23 protein-coding genes and 1 pseudogene are annotated in these 22,382 nt (G+C 36.6%); 5 read left to right on the top strand and 19 right to left on the bottom strand.

Annotation, left to right across the window (positions count from 1 at the left end; genetic code table 11):
• Window positions 1-90: 90 nt before the first annotated feature.
• From MKX55_RS11690 to MKX55_RS11650, 9 genes are all read right to left on the bottom strand, one after another.
• Window positions 91-252 (bottom strand): hypothetical protein, encoded by a 162-nt coding sequence (locus MKX55_RS11690; protein WP_175297063.1) that lies wholly within the window; start codon window positions 250-252, stop codon window positions 91-93.
• Window positions 253-406: 154 nt separating this feature from the next.
• Entirely contained in the window at window positions 407-910 is a 504-nt protein-coding gene (locus MKX55_RS11685) for a hypothetical protein (RefSeq protein WP_339238356.1), read from the bottom strand.
• A 100-nt stretch (window positions 911-1,010) separates the two neighbouring features.
• Window positions 1,011-1,286 carry a hypothetical protein gene (locus MKX55_RS11680; RefSeq protein ID WP_339238354.1) on the bottom strand — a complete coding sequence of 92 codons (276 nt, stop codon included), beginning with the start codon at window positions 1,284-1,286 and terminating at the stop codon, window positions 1,011-1,013.
• 29 nt (window positions 1,287-1,315) lie between these two features.
• Window positions 1,316-2,173 (bottom strand): ABC transporter permease, encoded by an 858-nt coding sequence (locus MKX55_RS11675; RefSeq protein WP_339238353.1) that lies wholly within the window; start codon window positions 2,171-2,173, stop codon window positions 1,316-1,318.
• A 128-nt stretch (window positions 2,174-2,301) separates the two neighbouring features.
• The gene (locus tag MKX55_RS11670; protein WP_339238352.1) at window positions 2,302-3,330 is read right to left on the bottom strand and encodes an ABC transporter permease; all 1,029 of its coding nucleotides are present in this window, start codon (window positions 3,328-3,330) and stop codon (window positions 2,302-2,304) included.
• Complete coding sequence (locus MKX55_RS11665; protein WP_339238350.1) at window positions 3,323-4,090, bottom strand: ABC transporter ATP-binding protein; 768 nt, start codon at window positions 4,088-4,090, stop codon at window positions 3,323-3,325. The genes MKX55_RS11670 and MKX55_RS11665 overlap by 8 nt, the downstream gene beginning before the upstream one ends.
• Window positions 4,091-4,213: 123 nt before the next feature.
• Window positions 4,214-5,200 (bottom strand): sensor histidine kinase, encoded by a 987-nt coding sequence (locus tag MKX55_RS11660; RefSeq protein WP_339238348.1) that lies wholly within the window; start codon window positions 5,198-5,200, stop codon window positions 4,214-4,216.
• Between the two features lies 1 nt (window position 5,201).
• Window positions 5,202-5,873, bottom strand: a complete 672-nt coding sequence (locus MKX55_RS11655; protein WP_339238346.1) for a response regulator transcription factor — start codon at window positions 5,871-5,873, stop codon at window positions 5,202-5,204.
• 247 nt (window positions 5,874-6,120) lie between these two features.
• Window positions 6,121-6,615, bottom strand: coding sequence for a GNAT family N-acetyltransferase (locus tag MKX55_RS11650; RefSeq protein ID WP_339238344.1), 495 nt, complete (start codon window positions 6,613-6,615; stop codon window positions 6,121-6,123).
• A gap of 907 nt (window positions 6,616-7,522) precedes the next feature.
• Here MKX55_RS11650 and MKX55_RS11645 point away from each other — a divergent pair.
• A complete protein-coding gene (locus MKX55_RS11645) occupies window positions 7,523-8,638 on the top strand; it encodes an MFS transporter (protein ID WP_339238342.1) in 1,116 nt (371 codons plus the stop codon).
• Window positions 8,639-8,864: 226 nt separating this feature from the next.
• Here MKX55_RS11645 and MKX55_RS11640 read toward each other — a convergent pair whose 3' ends face one another.
• Window positions 8,865-9,182 carry a metalloregulator ArsR/SmtB family transcription factor gene (locus MKX55_RS11640; protein WP_339238521.1) on the bottom strand — a complete coding sequence of 106 codons (318 nt, stop codon included), beginning with the start codon at window positions 9,180-9,182 and terminating at the stop codon, window positions 8,865-8,867.
• Window positions 9,183-9,257: 75 nt separating this feature from the next.
• Window positions 9,258-9,422 (bottom strand): DUF2197 domain-containing protein, encoded by a 165-nt coding sequence (locus MKX55_RS11635; protein WP_339238340.1) that lies wholly within the window; start codon window positions 9,420-9,422, stop codon window positions 9,258-9,260.
• Between the two features lie 336 nt (window positions 9,423-9,758).
• On the opposite strand from MKX55_RS11635, the gene MKX55_RS11630 reads away from it, so the two are divergent.
• From MKX55_RS11630 to MKX55_RS11620, 3 genes are all read left to right on the top strand, one after another.
• Window positions 9,759-10,085, top strand: coding sequence for a LysR substrate-binding domain-containing protein (locus MKX55_RS11630; RefSeq protein ID WP_339238338.1), 327 nt, complete (start codon window positions 9,759-9,761; stop codon window positions 10,083-10,085).
• Between the two features lie 859 nt (window positions 10,086-10,944).
• Entirely contained in the window at window positions 10,945-11,181 is a 237-nt protein-coding gene (locus MKX55_RS11625; protein WP_339238519.1) for a winged helix-turn-helix transcriptional regulator, read from the top strand.
• Between the two features lie 35 nt (window positions 11,182-11,216).
• On the top strand, window positions 11,217-11,885 hold the full coding sequence (locus MKX55_RS11620; protein ID WP_339238336.1) for a DNA alkylation repair protein: 669 nt from the start codon (window positions 11,217-11,219) through the stop codon (window positions 11,883-11,885).
• A 199-nt stretch (window positions 11,886-12,084) separates the two neighbouring features.
• On the opposite strand, the gene MKX55_RS11615 is transcribed toward MKX55_RS11620, so the two are convergent.
• From MKX55_RS11615 to MKX55_RS11605, 3 genes and pseudogenes are all read right to left on the bottom strand, one after another.
• Window positions 12,085-13,161: a saccharopine dehydrogenase NADP-binding domain-containing protein gene (locus tag MKX55_RS11615; RefSeq protein WP_339238334.1), complete on the bottom strand. Its 1,077-nt coding sequence runs from the start codon at window positions 13,159-13,161 to the stop codon at window positions 12,085-12,087.
• A 150-nt stretch (window positions 13,162-13,311) separates the two neighbouring features.
• Window positions 13,312-13,467 (bottom strand): annotated as a pseudogene (locus MKX55_RS11610) (ATP-binding cassette domain-containing protein); the annotation flags it as partial.
• Window positions 13,468-13,665: 198 nt separating this feature from the next.
• Entirely contained in the window at window positions 13,666-14,223 is a 558-nt protein-coding gene (locus MKX55_RS11605) for a cysteine hydrolase family protein (protein ID WP_339238332.1), read from the bottom strand.
• 162 nt (window positions 14,224-14,385) lie between these two features.
• Here MKX55_RS11605 and MKX55_RS11600 point away from each other — a divergent pair, with 162 nt between their 5' ends.
• Window positions 14,386-14,826, top strand: coding sequence for an Lrp/AsnC family transcriptional regulator (locus MKX55_RS11600; RefSeq protein WP_339238330.1), 441 nt, complete (start codon window positions 14,386-14,388; stop codon window positions 14,824-14,826).
• A gap of 121 nt (window positions 14,827-14,947) precedes the next feature.
• Here the strand turns inward: MKX55_RS11600 and MKX55_RS11595 are convergent, their stop codons facing one another.
• From MKX55_RS11595 to MKX55_RS11575, 5 genes are all read right to left on the bottom strand, one after another.
• Window positions 14,948-16,147, bottom strand: coding sequence for an alpha/beta hydrolase (locus MKX55_RS11595; RefSeq protein ID WP_339238328.1), 1,200 nt, complete (start codon window positions 16,145-16,147; stop codon window positions 14,948-14,950).
• 491 nt (window positions 16,148-16,638) lie between these two features.
• Window positions 16,639-17,670 (bottom strand): NAD-dependent formate dehydrogenase, encoded by a 1,032-nt coding sequence (locus tag MKX55_RS11590; protein WP_339238326.1) that lies wholly within the window; start codon window positions 17,668-17,670, stop codon window positions 16,639-16,641.
• A gap of 370 nt (window positions 17,671-18,040) precedes the next feature.
• Complete coding sequence (locus MKX55_RS11585; protein WP_042534049.1) at window positions 18,041-18,403, bottom strand: DUF2294 domain-containing protein; 363 nt, start codon at window positions 18,401-18,403, stop codon at window positions 18,041-18,043.
• A gap of 130 nt (window positions 18,404-18,533) precedes the next feature.
• On the bottom strand, window positions 18,534-21,152 hold the full coding sequence (locus MKX55_RS11580; RefSeq protein ID WP_339238323.1) for a DEAD/DEAH box helicase family protein: 2,619 nt from the start codon (window positions 21,150-21,152) through the stop codon (window positions 18,534-18,536).
• Between the two features lie 116 nt (window positions 21,153-21,268).
• Window positions 21,269-22,369, bottom strand: coding sequence for an FAD-dependent oxidoreductase (locus tag MKX55_RS11575; RefSeq protein ID WP_339238321.1), 1,101 nt, complete (start codon window positions 22,367-22,369; stop codon window positions 21,269-21,271).
• Window positions 22,370-22,382 lie beyond the last annotated feature (13 nt).

Genomic DNA, 22,382 nt, shown 5'->3' with positions numbered 1-22,382 from the left:
AACTTCAAAATGGTTCCAACCATCAAAAAAGATGATCAGAACCATTTTAAAGTTAACTTTGGGTAGTTATGTTGAAGCCTTAGTAAAAGTTTATCTGCTCTTATTATTAAAATGGTGAATTCCCCGATTATTTTCTAATTGATCCTCAACCACTCCGCTTTGATAACTTTCATTCAATTGATTTTGCACAGCTTGAACACCTTTGTTATCTTCAAATAATTGGTTTTTCTTATTTTTATTCTTTTTGCTCATTGCTGCCACCTCCTTATCTTTTAGTATGTACAAAATGTTGTAATAGCATGGCGATAATTACTTCCAAATAGTGGTTGTAGAACTACCTGTTTAGATATCCAACTCCTATCTCATCCGATGAAACCATCGCCACCATACCGCTAAATTTGATTTACTAATCCTTTTCTTCAATTTTCACCCTAATATCACCTCCCAGTTCGTCCCCTTCCAAGCTGATATATTCCCACCCTCCTTGTAAGCTGATGGTTTCTGTATGCTCTCCCTGGCCTTCAAACAATAATTTCTTCTCTGAATCGGCGGTATTCCAAAATACTTCTGCTTCTCCGCTTTCGATGTTTCCGTTATAGGTGATTTGAATCATCTTTCCTTCACTTCCATCAAGCGATGCACCGCCAAATAAATTTTCTGTGCCTGAAAATTGTTGATATACCGCTTCATACGTTCCTGTATAATCATCTTCTCCAAATGCTCTTTCTCCTTCTAATGATTTATCTTTTGTTAAGGAAGGTTCACCAAAAAAACCGGTAAGTTTATCGCCTGCTTTTCGTATACTTTCACTAAAAAAATTTTCATCATCATTTGATCCGGAGGAACTGCATCCAACAAGTAAAATAAAAGTTGTCGTTAAAGCTATTAAGATTAATAAATGTTTTTTCAACTTTACTGCTCCTCATTTTTTTGACTTCATTTTAGACTAAACGTCCGTTATACTATTCAACCATTTTTCATGTTTATATCATATAAATGTTCAACTCTCCCTACGTTTTTTTCATATTCCAGCGGCAAATAAAGTAAATCACCAACAAAACCAGCGCAGGAATATTTTGAGCAATGAACATATAAGCTTTCATACTGAATGTCATATCGGAAAAGAAATCTGATTTTAAAAACATATATATGGAATACCCCAAGGATACGAGCGGGAATAAAAGCCCCATGAATCGATTCTTTCTGGTCGATAAATAAAACTGGATTCCTAAAATCAAAACGCCTCCAACAAAGATAAGCAGCAGCTCCATTAGACTTAAATGCATAACCTGTCCCCTCTTTCATATAACATAACTTATTGAACAATTTTGTAATAAACGCGTGCCGTTATCCGGTAGATGACCACATAAACAATCAGGAAAACGAGAAATGCGATCAGCACACTGATTGGGAATAAGTTCACCTGATTAATCATGACCAGAATCATTAATTTCCTCATGAGCAGGAAAATCGCTAAAATATGGATTCCTGTTACGACGACAGGGAGAAAAAAGACGGTTAAAATCTGAGATTTAATGGCTTTTTTAATTTCCGATTGATTCAACCCGATTTTTTGCAGGATAGAAAAACGCTCTTTATCGTCATAGGCCTCAGAAGTTTGTTTATAATAAATAATCAGTACCGTCATTAATAATAGTAAGACAGCTAAATTCAAAACAATGAACAAAACTCCGCTCCTTAGGGCTTGCAGGTCATTTGCTGCTTCTGTTCGGCTATCTACCACAACAATGTCCATATCTTCCTTTTCCATATTCGATTGCAGCTGCTCACCAAATGCTATTTCCTGCTCCTCACTTACTCCCTGCTCCAATCCAATTTGCGAAGACACGTTTGTGCTTGCAGCATAGTCATCCAATATTTCTTTTTGCTGCTGCTCTATTTGTCGAAGGGTTTCTATATCATCAACGATCATGTAATAGGTGTCACTAATTAAACTTGTCGTTTCGCTATCCAGCGAGAATTCTTCCATATCCTCCATGACGTTGACGGAAAATTGAAAATCCATCAGCGAAAGCGTTTCATTTGTATATTCCTCACCTGTTCCATGTACATATACTTCATTTTCATCAAGCGACAGGTTATCTCCGGTTAACTGATTATAGCTTTCCTGATCAGTCATATATAAATTGATTGGACTCTCATTCGCTAACATGGAATAGGCATCTTTTGTAACTTCGAAGCCATCGCCCGCAGCAAGTGTTACAAAATTTAGATAGGTATAAGAAGACGAACTGGTAACGGTATTGTTGGTTTCAGAAGCTGTTTGATCAATCAGCTCACTTAATTTTGCTTTGATTTCTTCTCCTGTTTCATCTGTATCCTCTGTAATCTTACCTCTGAAATCACATTACCTGAATAGGTTGCATCATCACTTTCAGATACGATATATAAGGAAACCGCGATAGAAAGTAAAAGAATGACACCGACAGATAAGATGGTAATATTCCCAAGACCTACAGCATTCTTTTTCATCCGGTACAGCATGCCGGATACAGGGATAAAATGGCTGGTCTGATAGTAATAGTTTTTGTTATTTTTTAAAATTTTGAGTACAGCAATACTTCCGGTGGTAAATAAGAGATACGTACCGGCAATAATCAATACTGCTGCAAGAAAAGCATAAGGCATACCACTAACGGGAGATTGCAGGGTTAACACAATATAATAACCCCACCCAGTTAATAAAACACCAAGAATCGAAAAGAAGATTTTGGTTTTTGGCTCTTTTTCACCGACATTTCCGCTTTTTAAAAGCTCTATCGGGTTGGCTAATCGAATTTGAGAGATGTTCCCCAATAAAATCAATAGAAAAATGATGCTAAAGAAGCTTAGTGTCCATATCACCGCTTCGGAAGAAAACTCAGACCCAAGAGCTACATCCGCACCCATCATTTGGCGAATCAATAATACACAAACTTTATTAAGGATGGTGCCTGCAACAAATCCTACGATCATGCTGAATACAGCAATATATAAGGTTTCGTAAGCAAGCATTTTCATGATATGCTTTTTATCCATGCCTAAGATATTGTATACACCAAATTCCCTTTTTCTATTTTTCATCAAAAAGCTGTTCATATAAAATAGAAAAATCGTTGAAAATATAATTAATACGAAATACCCCATAGAAAGAATTGTTTTTAAGTTCTCTCCGCCCGGAATTTCCGAAAGGCCCGGATTGGTCGATAATGCCTGAATGATATACGTCATCATAATCGTACTGATACAGGAAATGATAAATGGAAAATACATCTTGCCATTTTTACGTATACTGTCTGCCGCCATTTTTAAATAAAAGCCATTACCCATTTCCATCCTCCCCTGTAGCTAAAACAGCAAGTGTATGAGAGACTTTTTGAAACATTTCTTCATTGGATGTATCTCCTTTATACAATTCATGAAATACATTTCCATCTTTAATAAACAATACGCGTTTCGCGTGACTTGCAGCCTTAATACTATGTGTTACCATCAAAATCGTTTGTCCCTCTTTATTAATTTGTCCGAAATGCTCCAGCAATTCATCTGTAGATTTGGAATCCAAAGCGCCAGTCGGCTCATCTGCCAATATTAATTCCGGATCGGCAATCAATGCTCTGGCAACTGCCGCTCTTTGCTTTTGACCGCCTGATACTTCATACGGGAATTTAGTCAAGATATGCTCGATGCCAAGTTTTTTTGCTATCGGCATTAGTTTCTGCTTCATTTCCTTATGCTTTTTTCCGGATAAAACCAGTGGAACAAAGATATTATCCTGTATCGAGAACGTATCCAAAAGGTTGAAATCCTGAAATACAAATCCGAGGTTATTACGCCGGAACGCAGAAATTTCTTTTTCAGGTATCTGCACAATATTTTTCCGGTTCAGCAATACATTACCGCGTGTCGGTTTATCCAATGCCGCCAGAATATTTAATAACGTCGTCTTACCGGAGCCGGATTCCCCCATAATAGCTATATAATCTCCTGCGTCCACGCTGAAAGAGACATCAGAGAGTGCTTCTACTTGATTTCCTCCAAACCTGGTTGTATAGACCTTTCTTAAATGTTGAACTTGTAAAAGTGTCATGGTACATCTCCTTTCTTCCAACAACTTTCTTGTTGATACGTAAAGAATAGCAAAAAAGAGAAATGTCAATCTACAGTTCTATCTGACATTTCTCCTTTTTTTCTAACATTTTTGTTAGATTGGCTATTCTGTTGTCATTTGTTTATCATCAAACACGATAGAAACCTTCGTTCCCTTTTTAGGCTCCGATTCAATTTTTATTTGATGCCCCAATTTCGTCAGGATTTGCTTGGAAAGGTAAAGTCCAATTCCGCTGGCGCTCTTATGCTCGCGTCCTGTAAACCCTGTGAAATTTCTTTCAGCTACACGAGGGATATCTTCTGGGCGAATACCGATGCCTGTATCCTCTATCACGACAGCATTTTCTTCCAAGTAAATAGAGATGGCTCCTTCCTTTGTATATTTCAACGCATTGGATACAATTTGTTCGAGCACAAAGCTCAGCCATTTGGCATCAGTGATAATGCATTGATCTATCCCGTCATAATGAACAGGTAGCCTTTTGCGAATAAAAACAGAAGCATATTTTTTGAGGCTTTCACGAATCATCGTATCCAAGTCCACTTTTTGAAAATGATAATCCGTCGAAGTACTTCCTAACCGTACATACTGCAATATCACTTCGACGTATTGATCGATTTTGAATAACTGTTCCTTCATTTCTTCCGTCACTTCCCTATCTTCATCTTGAAGAATTAAATGAAGGGCAGAAATCGGTATTTTTATCTGATGAACCCACATGGTGAAATAATCTAAGATCTCCTGCTCGTTTTCCTCTTTTGTATTTTCCAGCTGAGAATGTGCTGCGCTCAATTTTTCCAGTAAATCCTGATATTCACTTTCTATTAAATTACCTGGAAGCGGTAATTGCTGTATCTCCATATGCGTTTGCTTTTGATGAAAGGTCAGACTCTTGTGTCTGCTGTAATAGTTATAAAAGTGAAAACCCGCGGCTGCGATTCCAATAAATCCGCATACTGCCAGCCAAAGAAGAGAGCGTTCGAATGGCACCTGATACAAATAACCAATAAATATGTTTATCAAGCCAAATAAAATCCATAATGCAACTGGTACTTTATAATTGTTCAAATAGGTTAAAAAAATTTTCATATTATCCCTCGATGATATATCCTTCGCCTTTTTTTGTGGTAATAAAATGTTCCAATCCCATTTGATCCAATTTCTTTCTCAAGCGGTTCACGTTTGTATACAGTGCGCTATCATCTACAAAGCTGTCTGATTCCCACAAAGTCATCATCAACTCATCCCGTTTAATGATTTCTCCTCTATTTTCCAGGAGCTTTTGAAAGATTTTAGCTTCATTCTTCGTTAATTCTGCAGTTTTATCCTCTATCGATATGGTAAAATTATTTACATTAAAAATTAATCCTCGATGCTCTATTAAATTACTGGATCCGCTAAAGTCATAGGTCCGGCGGAGAATCGCATGCATTTTTGCCATCAGTACTTCCAAATCAAATGGCTTGGTTATATAATCATCCGCCCCCATTTCAACGGCACGAACGATATTCAAATTATCCGAAGCGGAGGAAATAAAGATGATTGGCATTTTCGACACCTTCCGTATTTCCCCACACCAGTAATAGCCATTGAAAAAAGGAAGTGAAATATCCATCAGCACCAATTGCGGATCAAAAGCAATCATTTCAGAAAGAACATTCTGAAAGTCTTGTACTACAGCTCCTTCATAACCCCATTTTTCTATGTGTTCTTTTATCTTTTTAGATATGACTGAGTCATCTTCCACGATAAATATTTTCAACGTATCAGTCCCTTCCGATTCGTGTTGACTTGTTTCGATTTTGTAATATATATTTTTGTAATCCATTATCCCAAGAATTTTAGGAGTGAATTTTTTTAAATATGTAGTCGGGAAACCAATTTTATCTTACCATGAAGTGTATTTTTTGGCTTCTTGCTAACAGTTTTCCGGAACTTCGAGCATAACCAAGGTTTTTTAACTATAATAAATCCAACTGAAAATACTGTCCAGTTGGATTGAGTAAAAATTAATCATAATGCAGCCTTTTCTCCATCGATAATAATCGGCACTCCTTTTGCCCAATCACAATAATTTGCTCCGAGGATATGCGAAACCCTTTTTTCTCATAAATACTTATCGCTTTTGAATTTTCAGCTAACACTTCTAAACATAAATAATCTTTTTTCAATTCTTTAGCAGTGTTCTCGATATATTCCATAAATTTGGAACCAGCGCCCAAGCCTTTATATTGGTTTAAAATATATACGCGTTCTATTTTTAAAAAATCCATGTGGATCGTATACATTCCATACCCAATAACTTCATCCTTATGTTGGATAAAAAGAAAATGATAGTTAGGATTGTTTAATTCTCTCATCAAATTATCTTTGCTGTATGTAGTATTTACATACGCATTCACATTGGCTTCATCTAATATGTCATTAAAGGCTTGTTTGTATGTTAATTTGCTAATCTCTTGTAATTTACCTATGTCAAAGGCTTGGCATGTTATAAATTCCATAAAAACCACCCTCTATTATTATACTCTTGTTAATTATCATTTTTTTGACTAACTTTACGTATCTCCATGTAGTGGAATAACCCAATTATATCTTCTTAACTGATTTTAAGCATCTCTTCGTTTGGAAATTATCCTAGACAGACATCACTAGAAAAACTAATGTCCAACCAAACACGACTATTCAAGCTATTAACGCTAGAGGTGTTTCTTCTGATGCATTTGGAATCCAGAATGTGTGGCGGGACATATCTAAAGGATAAAATAAGAATAGAAATAATCCGCCTACGAAATGTTGATGGATTAATCATAGGTTCTACCGATTAATGCCTTTTATTATTCTGTTAATAATTAGCTTATTACTGTTACTCTAATTACAACTCATAACAAAAAGCTTAGAAATGGAACCTATCCGAATCTTTTCCTCTTGTTTGCAGCCAAAGTAATTGAATTAACAAATCGTTTTAAAGGAATAGCTATCATTAACCTGTTTGCAAACAAAAATAAAGGGTAGTAAGAATATAGTAAGAGTAAAAATAGTAAATATAAAAATTAAAATATATTCTATTGATTATTTATGGCTTAATTAGTATTTTCTCACCTAAAGCAGCTGGTGTTTTATGATTTGGATAGAGATTAACAAAGAACAAGAAGCAAATAAGAAGTAAACTCAGCTAAAATTACTTTTAATCACCTGGTATACTTATTCAGATTAATAACTTTGAATAGGCTCTATCTCGTAAAGCTATTGAATGCCAAATAAGCTTCACTAGTCTTTTTTTGTTTTTTATAGAAAAAAATATAGCGTAACTCAGGATAATTCATAAGGAGCGTATACATGTCTATTTTCAGGAACTCTCAAGAAGAAACAACGAACAAACTGCCGTGGCTTGGATTATTAGCTCTTTCCATGGCAGGTTTTATTTGTATTATGATGGAGACTGTTCCTGCAGGTCTGCTTCCACAAATAAGTGAGGGATTGAATGTATCAAACGCATACGCTGGACAATTAGTGACTTTTTATGCCCTTGGTGCCATCGTTGCTGTAATTCCTGTTACATTTGCTACACAAGGTTTGAGACGCAAACCCCTGTTTCTTTTTGCAATCCTTTTATTTCTTATTTTTAATAGCGTTACCGCTTTCTCTTCAAATTATATAATGACACTAACAGCTCGATTCTTCGCGGGAATGGGGGCAGGTATTGTTTGGAGTATGTTAACCGGGTACGCAAGGCGAATGGTTCATCAAGAGCTGAAAGGGCGGGCAACAGCTGTTGCTATGGTTGGAATTCCTATTGCTCTTAGTATCGGGGTGCCTATTAGTACTTTTTTAGGAACTATAATTGGCTGGCGCTCTATTTTTGCCATTATGTCTTTATTAGCTCTTCTTCTCATCCTATGGATTATCTTTACCCTTCCTGATTTCTCTGGAAATCGAGAAGGTGTTCGCGTCAACCTGTTTAAGGTGCTAAAGATCCCTGGGATACGCCCGGTGCTAACTTTGGTGATTCTTTGGATGGGTTCCCATAATATTTTGTATACATATATTGCTGTATTTCTTGCATCCACAGAGCTCAGCTCACAAGTAAGTGCCATATTACTTTTATTTGGAATTTTGTCCTTAGCGGGCATTTGGGTTACTGGATTATTTATTGATAAAAAGCTTCGCCTCCTTGTTTTATTAAGCTTGTTTATTTTTTCATGCGCCGCATTATTGCTTCAATTCTTTGCTCAAAATGCAGTAATCGTCATTATAGGTATTGTTTTCTGGGGTATTACCTTTGGGGGATCGGCTACCTTAATACAAACAGCATTAGCTCAAGCAGCAGGAGAAGATAACGTCGATGTTGCCACCTCCATGAGTACAACCGTTTGGAATATTGCTATTGCCGGTGGCGGTATCGTAGGAGGAATTCTTCTTGATTATATTGGCAGCGAGTCCTTTCCAATAACAATTTTTTTATTGATTATCATTGCTTTGTTAATGGTATACTTTAATAAGAAATATGCTTTTCCAACTAATTAAATTGTATGCTGCAAATAAAACAATAAAAATTCAATAATATAAAGCGGACAGTGATAACTCCAAGTTGAATTGTTTTGAAGATGAAGGAGATTCACTATGGTTGGAATACGCCTGACAAGCAGTTAGTTCAAAATAATCTAATTGTTTCAGATGATTTTTTCTAACGTTATCATCACGAAATTTATATAATTCGAGAAACCTCGAATTATATAAGATAAAAAAGGATCTATAGATTCTTTATTATGAGAGAAACTATTTCCTCTATCTTTTCTTCATTTAGACGGTAGTAAGTCCATTGCCCATGGCGCTCAGATTCCAAAAGACCAGCCCGCTGCATCATCTTTAAGTAATGGGAGACAGTAGATGGCGACGTTTGTGCTTTCTCTTGGATGTCACCTACACAGACGCCCCCTTTTTCACTGATATTTTTGGAAAGGTGTGCAGTCGACTTTTCAAAATGGTCCATTGGATTTTTTAACCCTCGCAGTATATCGAGTCTTTTTTCATTTTCCAATACTTTAAAAATCTCGCTTAAGTTTGTAATAAACCTATCTTATTCGAAGATTCTCGAAATGCCAAATGGATTGAATCATACTAATAAGAAATAATCGAAAACATTTTATCTAAAAAAGTTTTTTATTGCTGCAATGCGTATTTTATGATCGCAATCTTCACAACAAAACATTTTTGTCTTCTTCTCCTTAACGATTTTATATTTTGGGGTTCCTTCGTATACCCTGAATACTTTTTTACAATGATAACAAAGCGCCTCATAATGAAACATATTAATCTCCTCAGTGATAATGAATATAAGGTCGGGTTTTCAATATAAATAAAACTCTATGTTTACCATATCATATAATAAAAATTTTCACTTTATTTTTCCGTTAAAACCACTAAAAAACCAACTGCAAATGAACAGCTGGGTTAGATAAATGAAATACTTTATTTTGATAAGGATAATCTTAATCGCTTATTGAGCTGTAACAGAAGGAACTTTTCATCGTATAACTGGCAACAGCGATATCATCTCCAATGGTATACATTGTTTATCAGCTCCTTTAAAATAAAGTATAGGTTATTCCGTTACGTGAAGTGCAAGGGGGTTAGTATATTTTTTTTGAAATTTATTTTATTGAGTATTTCCGGAAGCTGCCCATTACGAAAAGCTAATAAATGTTGGCTTCAGAAGGATGGAATATCCTTTGATAATACAATTGAAGTCAGTACACTGGATACCATGCTGAGCTGTGTGCGGGCAGGAATCGGCAATACACTTTTGACAGAATCTGTAGTAGATCAGAAGGATGAAAAAATCAAAGCATATCAAGTTCCAGAGCAATTCAGATTCGTCACTTCCCGATTGGTTACTAGGAAAAGACCATTTTTAAGCAGAGCATTTACTGCTTTTGCAGCATGTTTTGCAGAAGCTGATAAAAACCGATAAAAATGGAATATATAAACAAGGAGAGAAAGTGGATGCAAACAGATTCATAAAGAGCATTAATTACAGCATTTTGAGATTGATTGCTGATTACCCTATCAACCGTAGTGTTTAATGCAGTTTGCAATGACCTAGTTACTGCATTTCCCCATTTGCCATCTACCTTAAGATAAGCGTCTGCTTTAGCTGTGATTACCAACAATGTCATAAGAGTACACCTAGCTATTTTTGATCCTTTTTTATTAGCTGCAGGTTTTCCTTTTTGCAACGCATTTAAAAGTTCGGTATTTTTCTTTGCAGAGAAATGATATTCGCTATCATGCCACCTCTTTAAATTTTTACTGTTTAAACTATCCGCTTGAATGGTATGATATGGTAAACTAAAATAAATTTGTAGAGTTCAACTAAAAAGGAGAGCGGAATATTATGATATTACTTCATATTTTAACTATTGTTTTTACTTTGATAATAGGATACTTGGTATTTTTTAACTACAGAAATGTTATGGCGGGGTTTTTAATTGTTTTTGTTTTGGCTCTATTTTTCCCAATAGTCTTAGGATCTCCTTCCTTTCTACTAGTTAGCTTGATTTTCAATATTGTAGGTTATGTAATAATAATTAAGTTTATTAAAAAAGGAAGACTAGATATAAGGAATCGAATACATTAAGGCGCAGAAATACCAGTTTTTTTAATTCATGAAATTGGCATAATTGTTATTTCTAAGTGGGAGATCCAACAGCCAGTAACGGCCCGATTCGTTCAACTAACAACTCTTTACGATGGGGTGAGTAATCGCAACCCCAATCAGTCGGGGATGAAAAGAACCCCTCACTGATTGAAGTTTCACTTTATATCGTTTAATCAAGCATAAGGTCTGCCGTTTTAGTGAATTACAACGCTATATGCCAGGCTGTTCACGAAGAATGCTGGCTCTTCAGCTGAATGAACTGGAAGCGGACAATATTATCTCCAAAAAAGTTTATCCCGTGATCCCGCCGAAAACAGAGTACAGCCTGACCGCATTCGGAAAAACATTAACACCATTAATTAATGAAATGAATACATGGGGAGAGATGTATAACCAAATTCATAGATAAATGCACGATAATAAATAATCAGGGAGTTGTATAAAATGCATGAAAAAATAACTGCGGAAATAAAACACTCTTCAAAAGCAGAAGACATTCTAGCTCAAATTAATAGTAAAACGAAGCTGGGAGACTTACGAAAAATCGCAAAGGAGATAAAAAAAGATCATGAATTAGCTCTGGAGCTTTGGTCGACCGAAGCATTTTTACCCAGACTATTAGCCATCTTAATTATGGATAAAAAGCTTCTTTCAGAAGATGTGCTTAATAAGCTTGATGAAGATATGCAGATTCACACATATGATGAGCGAAATAACTTAATGGACTGGTTAATGGCTAACCAGCTTACCAAAGACAAGAAGAGAATTGCATTGATGCAATCATGGGAAAATAGCCCCCGCGCTCTCCAAAGGCGAGCTTTCTGGTATTTTCAAGCGCGCTTGAGATGGACCGGACAAACACCACCTGATAATACTGCAGAGCTGCTAGCTGCATTAGAAGCTAATATTATGCAGGAAGAACCGGAAGTTCAATGGGCTATGAATTTCACAGCAGGCTGGATAGGCATTTATGATGAAAAGAATCGTACACGCTGTATGAAACTTGGCGAGAAAACGGGTCTTTACAAGGATGAAATGGTATCAAAAGGATGTACTCCTAATTATTTGCCGGAGTTTATTACGATTGAAGTTAACAAACGGAATAATAAATAACTGCCTCTGAAAAATTTATTTGGGTTGGACTGGAAAATAAAGAAAACAACTCTTTATAGCAGCTGGTTAGTGAAATATGCAAGAAAGGTGTAAGAGATTATTCCATTATTACTTATTAATCTGCAGGGTACTTAACTTTAGTAAGTACTACCTTCCAGCTGCGTAGTACAGAAATAATATTTAATCGAATAGATACACGTTATTTGATGCGTATATTATTTTCAATTTTTTCTATCTCAAGTTCAGAACAATTCATTACAGATAATAACTCATCTAAAGTAGTTATTTCAAAAGGACAAACAATGCCTTCCACTTCTTTTTCCAGTGTCAATTTTGTCAAAGCTGCAGTCATCATGGCTGTTGTATGATAATCTGAAAAAGTAGACAATGAAAGGATTCTTTTGCATTCTTGTTTATCCACTATCCCTTTCACCTCCACAGTAAGAAAAGCATGTTCTTTCTTATTCGGGTTATGTTTTACAAGCTTATCGAGAAATTTCGTATTCATTTTTTGAATAGCTTTAATCAATCCGAATTTCTTTAGTAACGAAATCATTTTATTGAAACTATTACTATTCCAAGCAGTCCAATAATTTATCGGCGCAGCTGTTAAATTGTCTTTTAATAGTATTCTTTCCGAATGATCTATAAGCCTGACTTCTTTTTCTTTGTTATGGTTTGAAAAATACATTTCTTTCTTTTTAGTAAAGCCAGGAATAATATTATCCTGAAAAGCAACTGATTGAGAGATTATCTTTAACATATCTAAAATACCTGATAATCCTGTCTTAGCATTTGTATTTTGTAATAATCCCACATTGACTTCTCTTACCTCTTGAAAATATGAAATAGTCTCTTTTACCATTAAACCGGATAGTCCCGGGAAAAAGCCGGACATTATGACAGATCCTCTTTCATTTTTTTCTGCTTTTTGGTTTAACTCTTTTACTTTCTCCACAAAATCATAAAAAGGGGTAACATCGATGCATAATATCTTATTTTCCACACATGCGGTTTGAATATGCGGTTTTTTTTGTTTTACTACAACTACGACAATATCAACGTTCTTGATTACTTGTTTTACATTTTCCTTATCGTCTACATCCATAAATTGAAATTGGACATCTTGCTTCAAAGCGTTTGCCAGTTGTTCTCCTCTTTCTGTTTTATAATCTGTGACGGTTAATTGTATTCGTTTTCCCATTATCCGTAATAGTTCCTGGCAAACCAATTTTCCAAGGGCTCCACTGGCCCCTGCGACCAATACTTTTTTCATGTTTTTAACCCTCCTCTTTACCACGGCTTTTTAAATTAATCAGAAATCAAATGATAAGAAATAAATATCTTTATCCCAGCTCAGTTTTTATCTGTCTTATATAGTAAAAGCGGGCTACGCAAAAAGACTAGCTAGAAAATAAGCAGCATACGTAGCAATCATATTCAGTAATGTTGATTTCCCGCTGCCAGAGAGGCCCATAATTTCTACAAATTCATTATCCTCTACGGTTAAATCCAAATTTGACAATGCCCTATAGGATACTTTCCCGCCGCATACTTTGCTTACTTTTTTTACGTTTAACAACGTAAAATCCCTTATCTCTGCATTTGATGATTAGTATATATCTATTTATAGGATAAAAGCTATCGCTGTGCCTTACAATCACCTTACAGCGTTGTAAGGTTTTGTGCTTAGGTTACATTCAGGTATTCTAAACGAATTAGAACACCTGCTGTACGTGTAATCGAATATTATTTTGATTAGAAGATTTTGCTGCCAGCTCTATGCTAATACTGATTGAATAAACTGCCGCGCAGTCACCACATTAGCAAATTCATCATGAATCGTTGCCAGCGACAAATGATGGATGGTATCCGCATCGATGAACTTACCATGATGATCTTTCATTCCAAACGCAGCAGTGGCATCTGAAAGCAGATACGTTTTATACCCTAAATTCCCGCTCATTCTTGTCGTGGTAGACACGCAATGCGGTGTGGTTAAACCAGCAATTGCAATGGTATCAATATGACATGCCTGCAAATATTCGTCTAAATCCGTTCCAATAAAAGCACTGTTCACACTTTTTGTTATTACTTTTTCTTGTTCCAAAGGAGCGACCATTTGTTTAATAGGAAATCCCTTTCCTTTATAATAAAATACAGACTCCGGATTATCTGAAATGTGCTGAATATGAATAATCTCCCATTGATGTTCACGACATTGTTCTAGTACCTTCTCCATATTTTCTTCTGCATCAAGGTTATTCCGCTCTCCCCACTTTTTGTCATCAAACGCCTTTTGAACATCTATTATGATTAATGCTTTATTTCCTTCCATAACGTCACCCCTTCATTTTTTATGCCTTTCTCTTTCTATTATCTTATTTTATATAACAACAAGAAGCTTTTACATAGTTTTAAAAAGGAAATTGGAGTGTTTAGCTTTTCATAATTAGGAATTTAAGTTATTCTGTTTTATAAAAAAAGGTTGAGGTATTATATGGATCAAATCGATAGAGAAATTTTGAGGATATTGCAGGAGAATGCGAAAATCTCCATGAAGGAGTTAGCAAAAGCCGTTCATTTAACCTCCCCCTCTGCCATTGAAAGAGTACGGCGGTTAGAAGAACAGCAAATTATTGAGGGTTATCATGCGCATGTCTCCTTAAAAAAGCTGCACCGTCCCATTACTGCACTTGTCATGTTTAAATCAACTGATTGTAAAGCGTTATCGAATTTTTGTAATAATCATCCGGACGTGCTTGAGTGTTATCGAGTTGCCGGAGAAGTGAGCTATATTGCCAAATTAGCCACACATTCTGTAGAAAGCTTAGAACAATTTATCGATGAAACGATGCAATATGGAACGCCATCAACGAATATTGTACTGTCTTCTCATGAAAAGAAAGTAATTGATTCGTTTGATATGATGGAAGAATAAAAAAATGAGGGGATTGTATAACCCCTCTCATTTTTTGTCATTCATTTCCAAATATCTTCCAAAGACATTATAATCAATATACCTTTAAATTGATAAGAGCTTCCCTCTGACGCAATAAATACTAGTTATATTCACTTAAAAACTCTTCTATTTTTTGTCTGGTTGTTTGATTTGCTATACTTTCCCAGTTAGAGTCATAACTATGATCAGAAAACGGAAAATAATAAGCTTGATTGTCTATATTATTTTCTTCGAGTTTTTCATGCAGTATCTCTATTTGCTCTTCGGGTATTACTTTATCTTTTAGACCGACAAATGAAATCGTGGGTGCAGAAGTTTCATTTACATACTGAATTGGAGACATTTGACGATAACGATGTTTGATTTCTTCTGTTTTTGGCTGGCCATCCATGAGCTGTTCAAGCAGTGGCTGAATAAATTCTTTACTATTAGTATCTTCATAGAGCTGTAATAAATCCGATGGCCCATATAGATTAATAATAGAATTTATTTCCACGGTGGAATCGGAATCCATTTCTCTGGGAGCAAGGCTGTTTTCCTTTAAATCCGTATACCCTGTTAACAATGCTAAATGCCCCCCGGCAGAAGATCCTATTAAATTAATTCTGTTTATATCTAAATGATATTCATCCGCATGTTCAACAATCCAGTTTAATACATCATGTGTATCTGAAATTTGTTTTTGCCACATGTCGGGTCCATTTTGACTGTATTCCACATTAAATACAACATATCCCTTCGAATTAAACCATTTACTCCATGAGGAAACCTCACTTTTATCCCCGCTGCTCCATCCTCCGCCATGGATATTTACGATAACAGGACGATTTTCATCATTCACTTTTGTATCCCATACATCCAGTAATAAATCTCCATCTTCCGCAGTTTTATAAACAACATCTTCTTCTAAATCGGAATACGTATCTGTTCCAGAAAAAGAGAATGTATAGTTATCCATCAATGCAGTTTCTGCGTCAATACGATCTGCATAATATTGGTTTTGAATCCCAGGTAGGAGCGCGATTCCTAAAAAAGAAATACAGTTGACCGCCCAAATCATTTTTAAAAATAATGCAGATTTTTTCCAAATAAGAAGGAGTAAAATAATGAAAGCTGCTACACCTAAAATAAATAATGCTACAGGAAATGTGAGCAGGTAAAATGAAATTTGGCCTGAATAGGAACCATATCCATTAGCAAAAAATGAGCGCCAAAGCAAAACACACACGCCAGTTAGCACGAGTAAACTAGCAATAATACCAATTTTGTTGAAAATAGATTTAAATTTTGTAAATGTCATTTCTTTTCTCTCTTTCGTTAGTATGTCTGAATAGCGGTACCCTGAAAAGAGATTTTTGAAACTAAAACCTGTTTGTCAGACTACTTTAAATACGCTAATGTTCATTACATTTATGATTTTTGAAATAAAATAAACCCGACTAAATCAATGTTAGTCGGGTTGTAGCTTGATTACTATTAAATAAATGAAGTGTTGCTTTATGGCAACATCTATTTTCAGTAAGCTCCAAAGTAACAGAATATATTTCATTCATACTCTATAGCTTTTCCGCCCCTTTACAATCAGAAATTTGTACAAATTCAATTTCAGTACTATTTTACACGGACTATTATAAAGGGTTTATATCACTTCAGTAATCCATCTGATTTTTAGAAATATATTTTGCTGTTATTAATCTAAATTAGTTAGAGATTTCTTTTAAATTATCTCTGTAAAACTGTAGAGTTTAGCTTCTTTCCTAAAATGAGAGACATACATTTACGCTAATGCGCTTATTTATTTTTGTTTGTCTGATAGCTTTGGTGGGAAACTTTATTTTTGTCTACAATAATATATTCATCTCTTATTGGTGTATTCTCCATTAAATTCGTTAACATCTCGATAACGCCTTTTTGAATTCTTTCCTGCGCCTCTAAGGTCATACCAGAATAGTGTACTGTTAATCCTGTTTGTTTAAGAGAACGCCATGGATGATCTACTGGAGCTGGTTGTGGATACCACACATCGCCGCCATATCTGATACGACCATCATTGACCGCATGAACAATTGCATTTTTATCTACAATTGCACCGCGAGCACAGTTAACAAGTACAGCATTTTCTTTCATTTGACTTATTATTTCCTGGTCGAATTTATTCTCAGTATCTGCAGTTAAAGGTGATTGAATAATCACTACGTCAGAGCTTTTAATTAGTTCATCGAACGTAACATATTCGACTCCGATTCTTTCTTCTGCATCTTTCTTTCTAAACGGATCATTATATTGCAATTCTACATTAAAAGCTTTTAATCGTTCTGCTGTTAATTGACCAATTCGGCCAAAGCCAAAAATGCCGACTTTTTTATTTAATAATTCATTGGCACCAGAACCTACTCTTGGTAGATCCCATTCACCTTCTTCCGCTTGCCTGTGCCCCTCTTCATAATTTCTTAAGAGCAGCAATGTTTCCATTACATTTTGCTCCGCAACACTTTCGTTATTACTGCCAGTTACCTCGGCTACCGTAATCCCTTTTTCTGCTGCTGCTTCTATATCGACGTGGTCAGAACCAATTCCTGCAGTAATTGCCAGTTTAAGATTTTTTGCTTTTTCGACACGTTCTTTTGTAATATATGCCGGTAAAAAAGGAGATGATATAACAACATCCATATCTTCAATATGTTGATCGATTTCTTTATCATCAGTTATCAATACTAACTCATCTTCTGTGCCGTTCAGAAAATCTCTTAAGCCTAAAGATGCCTCTTTAGTTAGAAGTTGTGAAGAACCTGTTGACGCTGGAAATAATGCAACGATTTTCATTATAATCCTGCTCCTTTTCATTATAAATTTTCTTACTTCTCTCTTCAGGGTCTTTTTATTTACTTTAGCTCTCCATATAACACCCCCTTTATATAGAAAAAACCACCATCTTATAAAAATCGAAAGCGATTTTACAAGATAGTGGTTAGTAATTAGCACATAAGGTACCATAGACCAATCCGCCATTTATTTCTATATTAAATTCAAGTTATTTAACAACAATAAGCAATTTTGTTCTCAAGCATTAATCGGATACAAACCGAAACAATTTATTTATTTGATAACATAGCTGGATATCAATATCATGACCGTAGTTAGTAATCAGCACCTATGTACCATTGGCTAAGCTACCTAAAATAGTGTAATAGTTTTACAGTCTATCTATTGGTTTGTCAAATATAAATATTGAAATAGCTTCATCATCTTCTACATTAATATCCGCAAATAGTTTTAAAAATTTTGCACCAACTAATTCTTCTAAATCTGAAGGCCGTACTTTTTCATACAGTTGCTTCACCATTTGTGTCCTGGCTTGCCAGATCATTGTATGTCCTTCCTCGGTTTGAGCGATAAACTTTTCTACAGGACTAAGGCTCCCATTCATATAAGCAATAGCCCAGGTACCATGAAATGAGACTTTTATTTTCTCGGGGCCTTTTCCGATATGCTGTTTACGATAGGACCGAACTAGATTGGCAAACTGCTGTTCGACTTTATGAATAGTTGTGGACATGTATAAATCCTCTTTCATAAATAGTATTAATCTAATCTCAAAAATAATTATACCACTTTTTTTACATTAATCAAATTAAACCAATCAAATTAAGCCGAAACACTAGATTAAAAATTATCTTTAGCCCTCGCTACTTCCATACGGATATTTGCTCCGATTTAGATACAAACTGTGCAGACATGGCTTTTGCCCTCGCTTGAAGCAATACTTGCCTTCCCTCCGGAGTTCTCGTATATACCAGTTCCGCTTTACCTAAGTGCTTTTCCCAACAACCCAGGAAAAGTTCTGCCATTTCCTTATTTTGTGCCAGTATCGCAGGAACAGCATGGTAATCGATACGATTCCACCACAATGTCCGCTGTTTTCGGACAACTATATATCTGGGACTCTCGAGAGGGTCCAGCACCTCGCGCAATGCCTCCACATATATTTTTTGTTCATAGATGGAGGCATTCTCTAACCAGCAAGTAATGACGCCATTTTCTTCTTCTGTCTGAATGAGGGAAACAGCTGGCTTTGTCTCTATCCAGCTTGACTCAAATAAGGCCTGATATACGATAGTTCCAACTTCACTCATACTTTTCTCAACACTAATATTACGAAATAAGATTTTAAGTAATCGCCAAATGAATGGGGAAGCAATGATAAGAGAAATAGCTATAATAATAACAACCACCCATAAAAAAGCACGTAAATTATCTTCCAAAATGCGGAAATTCGTTATTTCACCAAGTACATTATCTACAAAGAAAAAGATAATAGAAAGTATTGCGAGAATCAAGGCCTTGATGGTATTCGTAAATAATAATGGACGCGGCACCTGCTGTTTTTTGGCAGATATCTCTTCCTTTAAAGTCCCATCTATTTCAACTGCCGACTTCCAGCGCCGGAAAAGCTGCCCCCTCTCCTTCGCTAAATCACACATCTGCCGGTTGGACTGCTCCTTATCGATGCTGTAAAAGGGCGGTTCGGCCAATGATAGTCGACCAATCCCTGTTTGAATTACATTCTTCTGATGCCCTAGACCAATCAAGGCCTTAAAACGTCTTTTCAATGCAAGGTAATCCTCCCCGCCTTCTGAATTGGTAGCATCCAAGCAAACAAGATGCCATATATTGGCTGTTTTTTGCGGATTGTTTTTCTCTACACGAATGGCTCTTCCTCGCATCTGATTGGACAGCATAAAAGAGCCAACATAAGAAGCAAGGACTAATGAATTAATAAACGGTGCGTCCCAGCCTTCTCCGAGTAATGCAGCTGTACCAATTAATACAGTGATTTCGCCGCGTTCAACTAATTTTGTCATCATTTGCACCATTCGATGCCGTACACTGGTATTGATAGTGATTTCTACATAAGCTGCATCATAGGACAGTTCCGCTGCTGTTATAGCAACTTCCCATTGCTCGGCTAAATCTTCACAGGCTGCCCATGCCTTTTTGGGAATAATAACAATCGATCCCGTCAAAACCCCAAGTGAGACATCCAATTCCCTTCGGCGCAATTGTTCAAAAACAGGTATAGCTCCTAAACGCCGGAGATTCTGCTCATCCCCTGCTTTCTTAGGCAAATCTTCTCGTCTAATATAATCTGTAAGAATAACCTGACGCAGCTCTGTTCCTAATTCCTGTGCCTCAAAGGCAGTCACCTGCTGAATGCTGTTTAATTTCGATGGGCTCTGCACCAATAAACGGTTGATTCGATCATTCGCTGTTAAGATCACCCTGCGCTTTTCAACAGCCCCGAGACGTTGAAGGTAAGACTGTATTTCTTTTCGTACTGGCTCCTCTTCATCCATAATATGCTTATCTTGATATAGAAGATGTGTCAGCATGAGTTCCAGCCATTCCAAACTCCACTCCGGAATTTGTTTTTTCTTCAAGCCCATTATCGGAAGCGGCTTTGTCCAGGCAGTACTTTCCACTTCCTTTAAGAAAATAAGCATACTGGACAAATAAGCCGGCTCCGACAGAATTTCTTCTGCATATGTATCCGGATCGGTGATCCATGGATGTGCTTCTATTTTATCAATAAGTGCTGTGTTGTGACGTATGGATTGTTGAAATGCTATGACCTGACTTCGAAATTGGTTGATCTCCTCCTGCTCCTCATGGAGGGGGTCGGATATCCAGACATAATCTTGAAACGGAGCGAGCTCTGCTTCTCGTACCAGCTCTGCTATGCTTATTTCAGCATCAATCTCGCCGCACAGCTCCAAATAGCGGTTCCATTCCTGGATGGATACATCATATGGCGGAGTAGCTGTCAAAGCTACAATAGCTGGGTTAGTAAGATTTTTTCTAAAAGAAACAGCAGAACGCCACCATGCAGTGCGTAAATGATGTGCCTCGTCCAGTACCAATGTCTTTACATGAGAAGCAAGCTTTTCCTGTACTTCTTCCTCCTGACCAGTCATCCATTGATGAAACCCTTGATAGGTTGCAACTGTAACCAAAGCCTTTTCCTTTAAATCTGTTGTCATCCATTCCGGCTGATTACTGCTCTGATCAAATAATTCTACAAAACGGGCCACCCATTGGTCGCGGATGGCGATAGTCGGTGCCAATATTAATGCAGGCTGATTAAAACGCAGCATCATCTCCAATCCGATAACTGTTTTTCCTGAACCTGGAGGAGCTACTAAATGTAAATGACGTTTATTCAGATAGGTGTCCATATCATCTATGATAGCTTGTTGATAAGATCTCCATGAATATTTAAACTGTATGTGTTCGGGAAAGATCTCCATATCTGTCTCCTCATTTCCTTGCTCTCTACTCTATTCATTCACATTATACGATTCAAGTGGAGAAACTGTCTATTACAGCTTAGAAAAACCGATTCAATTCACTGCTTTAAACATGTTCACTCAAAAGATTTTATCATCTCAGAAACTGCCCTCTCAGCCGACCGAAGCGCTCCTTCCAGATGGCCTCCAAATTGAGAATCACTTTCTGTACCAGCAAAGTATAGCTTATCCTGCCATTGTCCTGTTAACCTTTCTGGACCGTATACCGGAAAATGTCTAAGCGGCTCCCAATCCTCTTCAACAGCAGTTTCGATATCCTTTGACCAATCCTTATATAAAATTGCTTCCGGGTTTTGTGCCTCATCTCCGAAAAGCCGGCTTAACTGGTCCATAATCATTTCTTTCATTTCATTTTCTCCAAGTTCCCATCGAATGTTAGCGGGTATTCCAATAAAACCGAAAAGTGCTCCGCAGCCAGTTTCTGGAGAAGCATCATGGATTTCCTGCAGAGGTCCGACTCTGCTGGATACAAATCCGGAAAGATCGGATTCTCTCCAAAATGGACGGTCATAGAGTATAACTGCCTTTGCCTGTCCTGCCATCCAAGTAGCTTTATCTAATAGCGCACTTTGAAGGTTTGGAGACAAGGAAGGGGAAAATTCGATGTGTTTGGCTATAATCCGAGGGGGCAATGCCAGAATAACAGCACTTGCAACTATTTTATCTCTTTTTCCATCCGTACGTTCTGATTCAACAGCAATCGTATCCTCTGTATCGATTTGAATTGCTTTTACTTGTGTATTTAGATCAATCACTCCTGGAGGAATTGTTTCTGCTATGGCATTAATAAGTGATTGAACACCGCCCTTAAAACGCATCGATAGAGCATTGGGATTATCCGGCAGCACAAATCGTTTTGGCGCTTCATGATGAGATTGTTCTGCCAGCATGGCACCTTTCGTATATTGAGGAAATGTTTCTAAATGGATTTGTTTAACTAGATTGACGATTGTATTTTCATATTGCGGCCAAAACCAGGTTGCTCCAAGATCAAATTTCCCTAAATCCGGTCTATTTGAAACTGCAGCACTTAAGGCTCTCCCTCCTATCCTGTCTCTTGCCTCCAGAACCCTGCATGGAATTCCTTCTGCCGTGAGTTTAGATGCAGCATGTAAACCAGATAAACCCGCACCGACAATAACAATAGGATGTTTCATATTCCTGCCTCTT

This window comes from Oceanobacillus sp. FSL W7-1281 (assembly GCF_037969835.1).
GTDB lineage: Bacteria > Bacillota > Bacilli > Bacillales > Amphibacillaceae > Oceanobacillus > Oceanobacillus oncorhynchi.
This window is presented reverse-complemented; position numbering and strand designations above follow the sequence as displayed.

Excerpts from the sequence above, each read along its gene's own strand:
- MKX55_RS11645 (WP_339238342.1), top strand. The coding sequence starts at position 7,523 with ATGGCAGGTTTTATTTGTATTATGATGGAGACTGTTCCTGCAGGTCTG.
- MKX55_RS11650 (WP_339238344.1), bottom strand. The coding sequence starts at position 6,615 with ATGGAATTTATAACATGCCAAGCCTTTGACATAGGTAAATTACAAGAG.
- MKX55_RS11690 (WP_175297063.1), bottom strand. The coding sequence starts at position 252 with ATGAGCAAAAAGAATAAAAATAAGAAAAACCAATTATTTGAAGATAAC.
- MKX55_RS11590 (WP_339238326.1), bottom strand. The coding sequence starts at position 17,670 with ATGAAAATCGTTGCATTATTTCCAGCGTCAACAGGTTCTTCACAACTT.
- MKX55_RS11600 (WP_339238330.1), top strand. The coding sequence starts at position 14,386 with ATGGATCAAATCGATAGAGAAATTTTGAGGATATTGCAGGAGAATGCG.
- MKX55_RS11620 (WP_339238336.1), top strand. The coding sequence starts at position 11,217 with ATGCATGAAAAAATAACTGCGGAAATAAAACACTCTTCAAAAGCAGAA.
- MKX55_RS11585 (WP_042534049.1), bottom strand. The coding sequence starts at position 18,403 with ATGTCCACAACTATTCATAAAGTCGAACAGCAGTTTGCCAATCTAGTT.
- MKX55_RS11660 (WP_339238348.1), bottom strand. The coding sequence starts at position 5,200 with ATGAAAATTTTTTTAACCTATTTGAACAATTATAAAGTACCAGTTGCA.
- MKX55_RS11615 (WP_339238334.1), bottom strand. The coding sequence starts at position 13,161 with ATGAAAAAAGTATTGGTCGCAGGGGCCAGTGGAGCCCTTGGAAAATTG.
- MKX55_RS11595 (WP_339238328.1), bottom strand. The coding sequence starts at position 16,147 with ATGACATTTACAAAATTTAAATCTATTTTCAACAAAATTGGTATTATT.
- MKX55_RS11575 (WP_339238321.1), bottom strand. The coding sequence starts at position 22,369 with ATGAAACATCCTATTGTTATTGTCGGTGCGGGTTTATCTGGTTTACAT.
- MKX55_RS11680 (WP_339238354.1), bottom strand. The coding sequence starts at position 1,286 with ATGCATTTAAGTCTAATGGAGCTGCTGCTTATCTTTGTTGGAGGCGTT.
- MKX55_RS11675 (WP_339238353.1), bottom strand. The coding sequence starts at position 2,173 with ATGTTAGCGAATGAGAGTCCAATCAATTTATATATGACTGATCAGGAA.
- MKX55_RS11580 (WP_339238323.1), bottom strand. The coding sequence starts at position 21,152 with ATGGAGATCTTTCCCGAACACATACAGTTTAAATATTCATGGAGATCT.
- MKX55_RS11605 (WP_339238332.1), bottom strand. The coding sequence starts at position 14,223 with ATGGAAGGAAATAAAGCATTAATCATAATAGATGTTCAAAAGGCGTTT.
- MKX55_RS11665 (WP_339238350.1), bottom strand. The coding sequence starts at position 4,090 with ATGACACTTTTACAAGTTCAACATTTAAGAAAGGTCTATACAACCAGG.
- MKX55_RS11670 (WP_339238352.1), bottom strand. The coding sequence starts at position 3,330 with ATGGGTAATGGCTTTTATTTAAAAATGGCGGCAGACAGTATACGTAAA.
- MKX55_RS11635 (WP_339238340.1), bottom strand. The coding sequence starts at position 9,422 with ATGTTTCATTATGAGGCGCTTTGTTATCATTGTAAAAAAGTATTCAGG.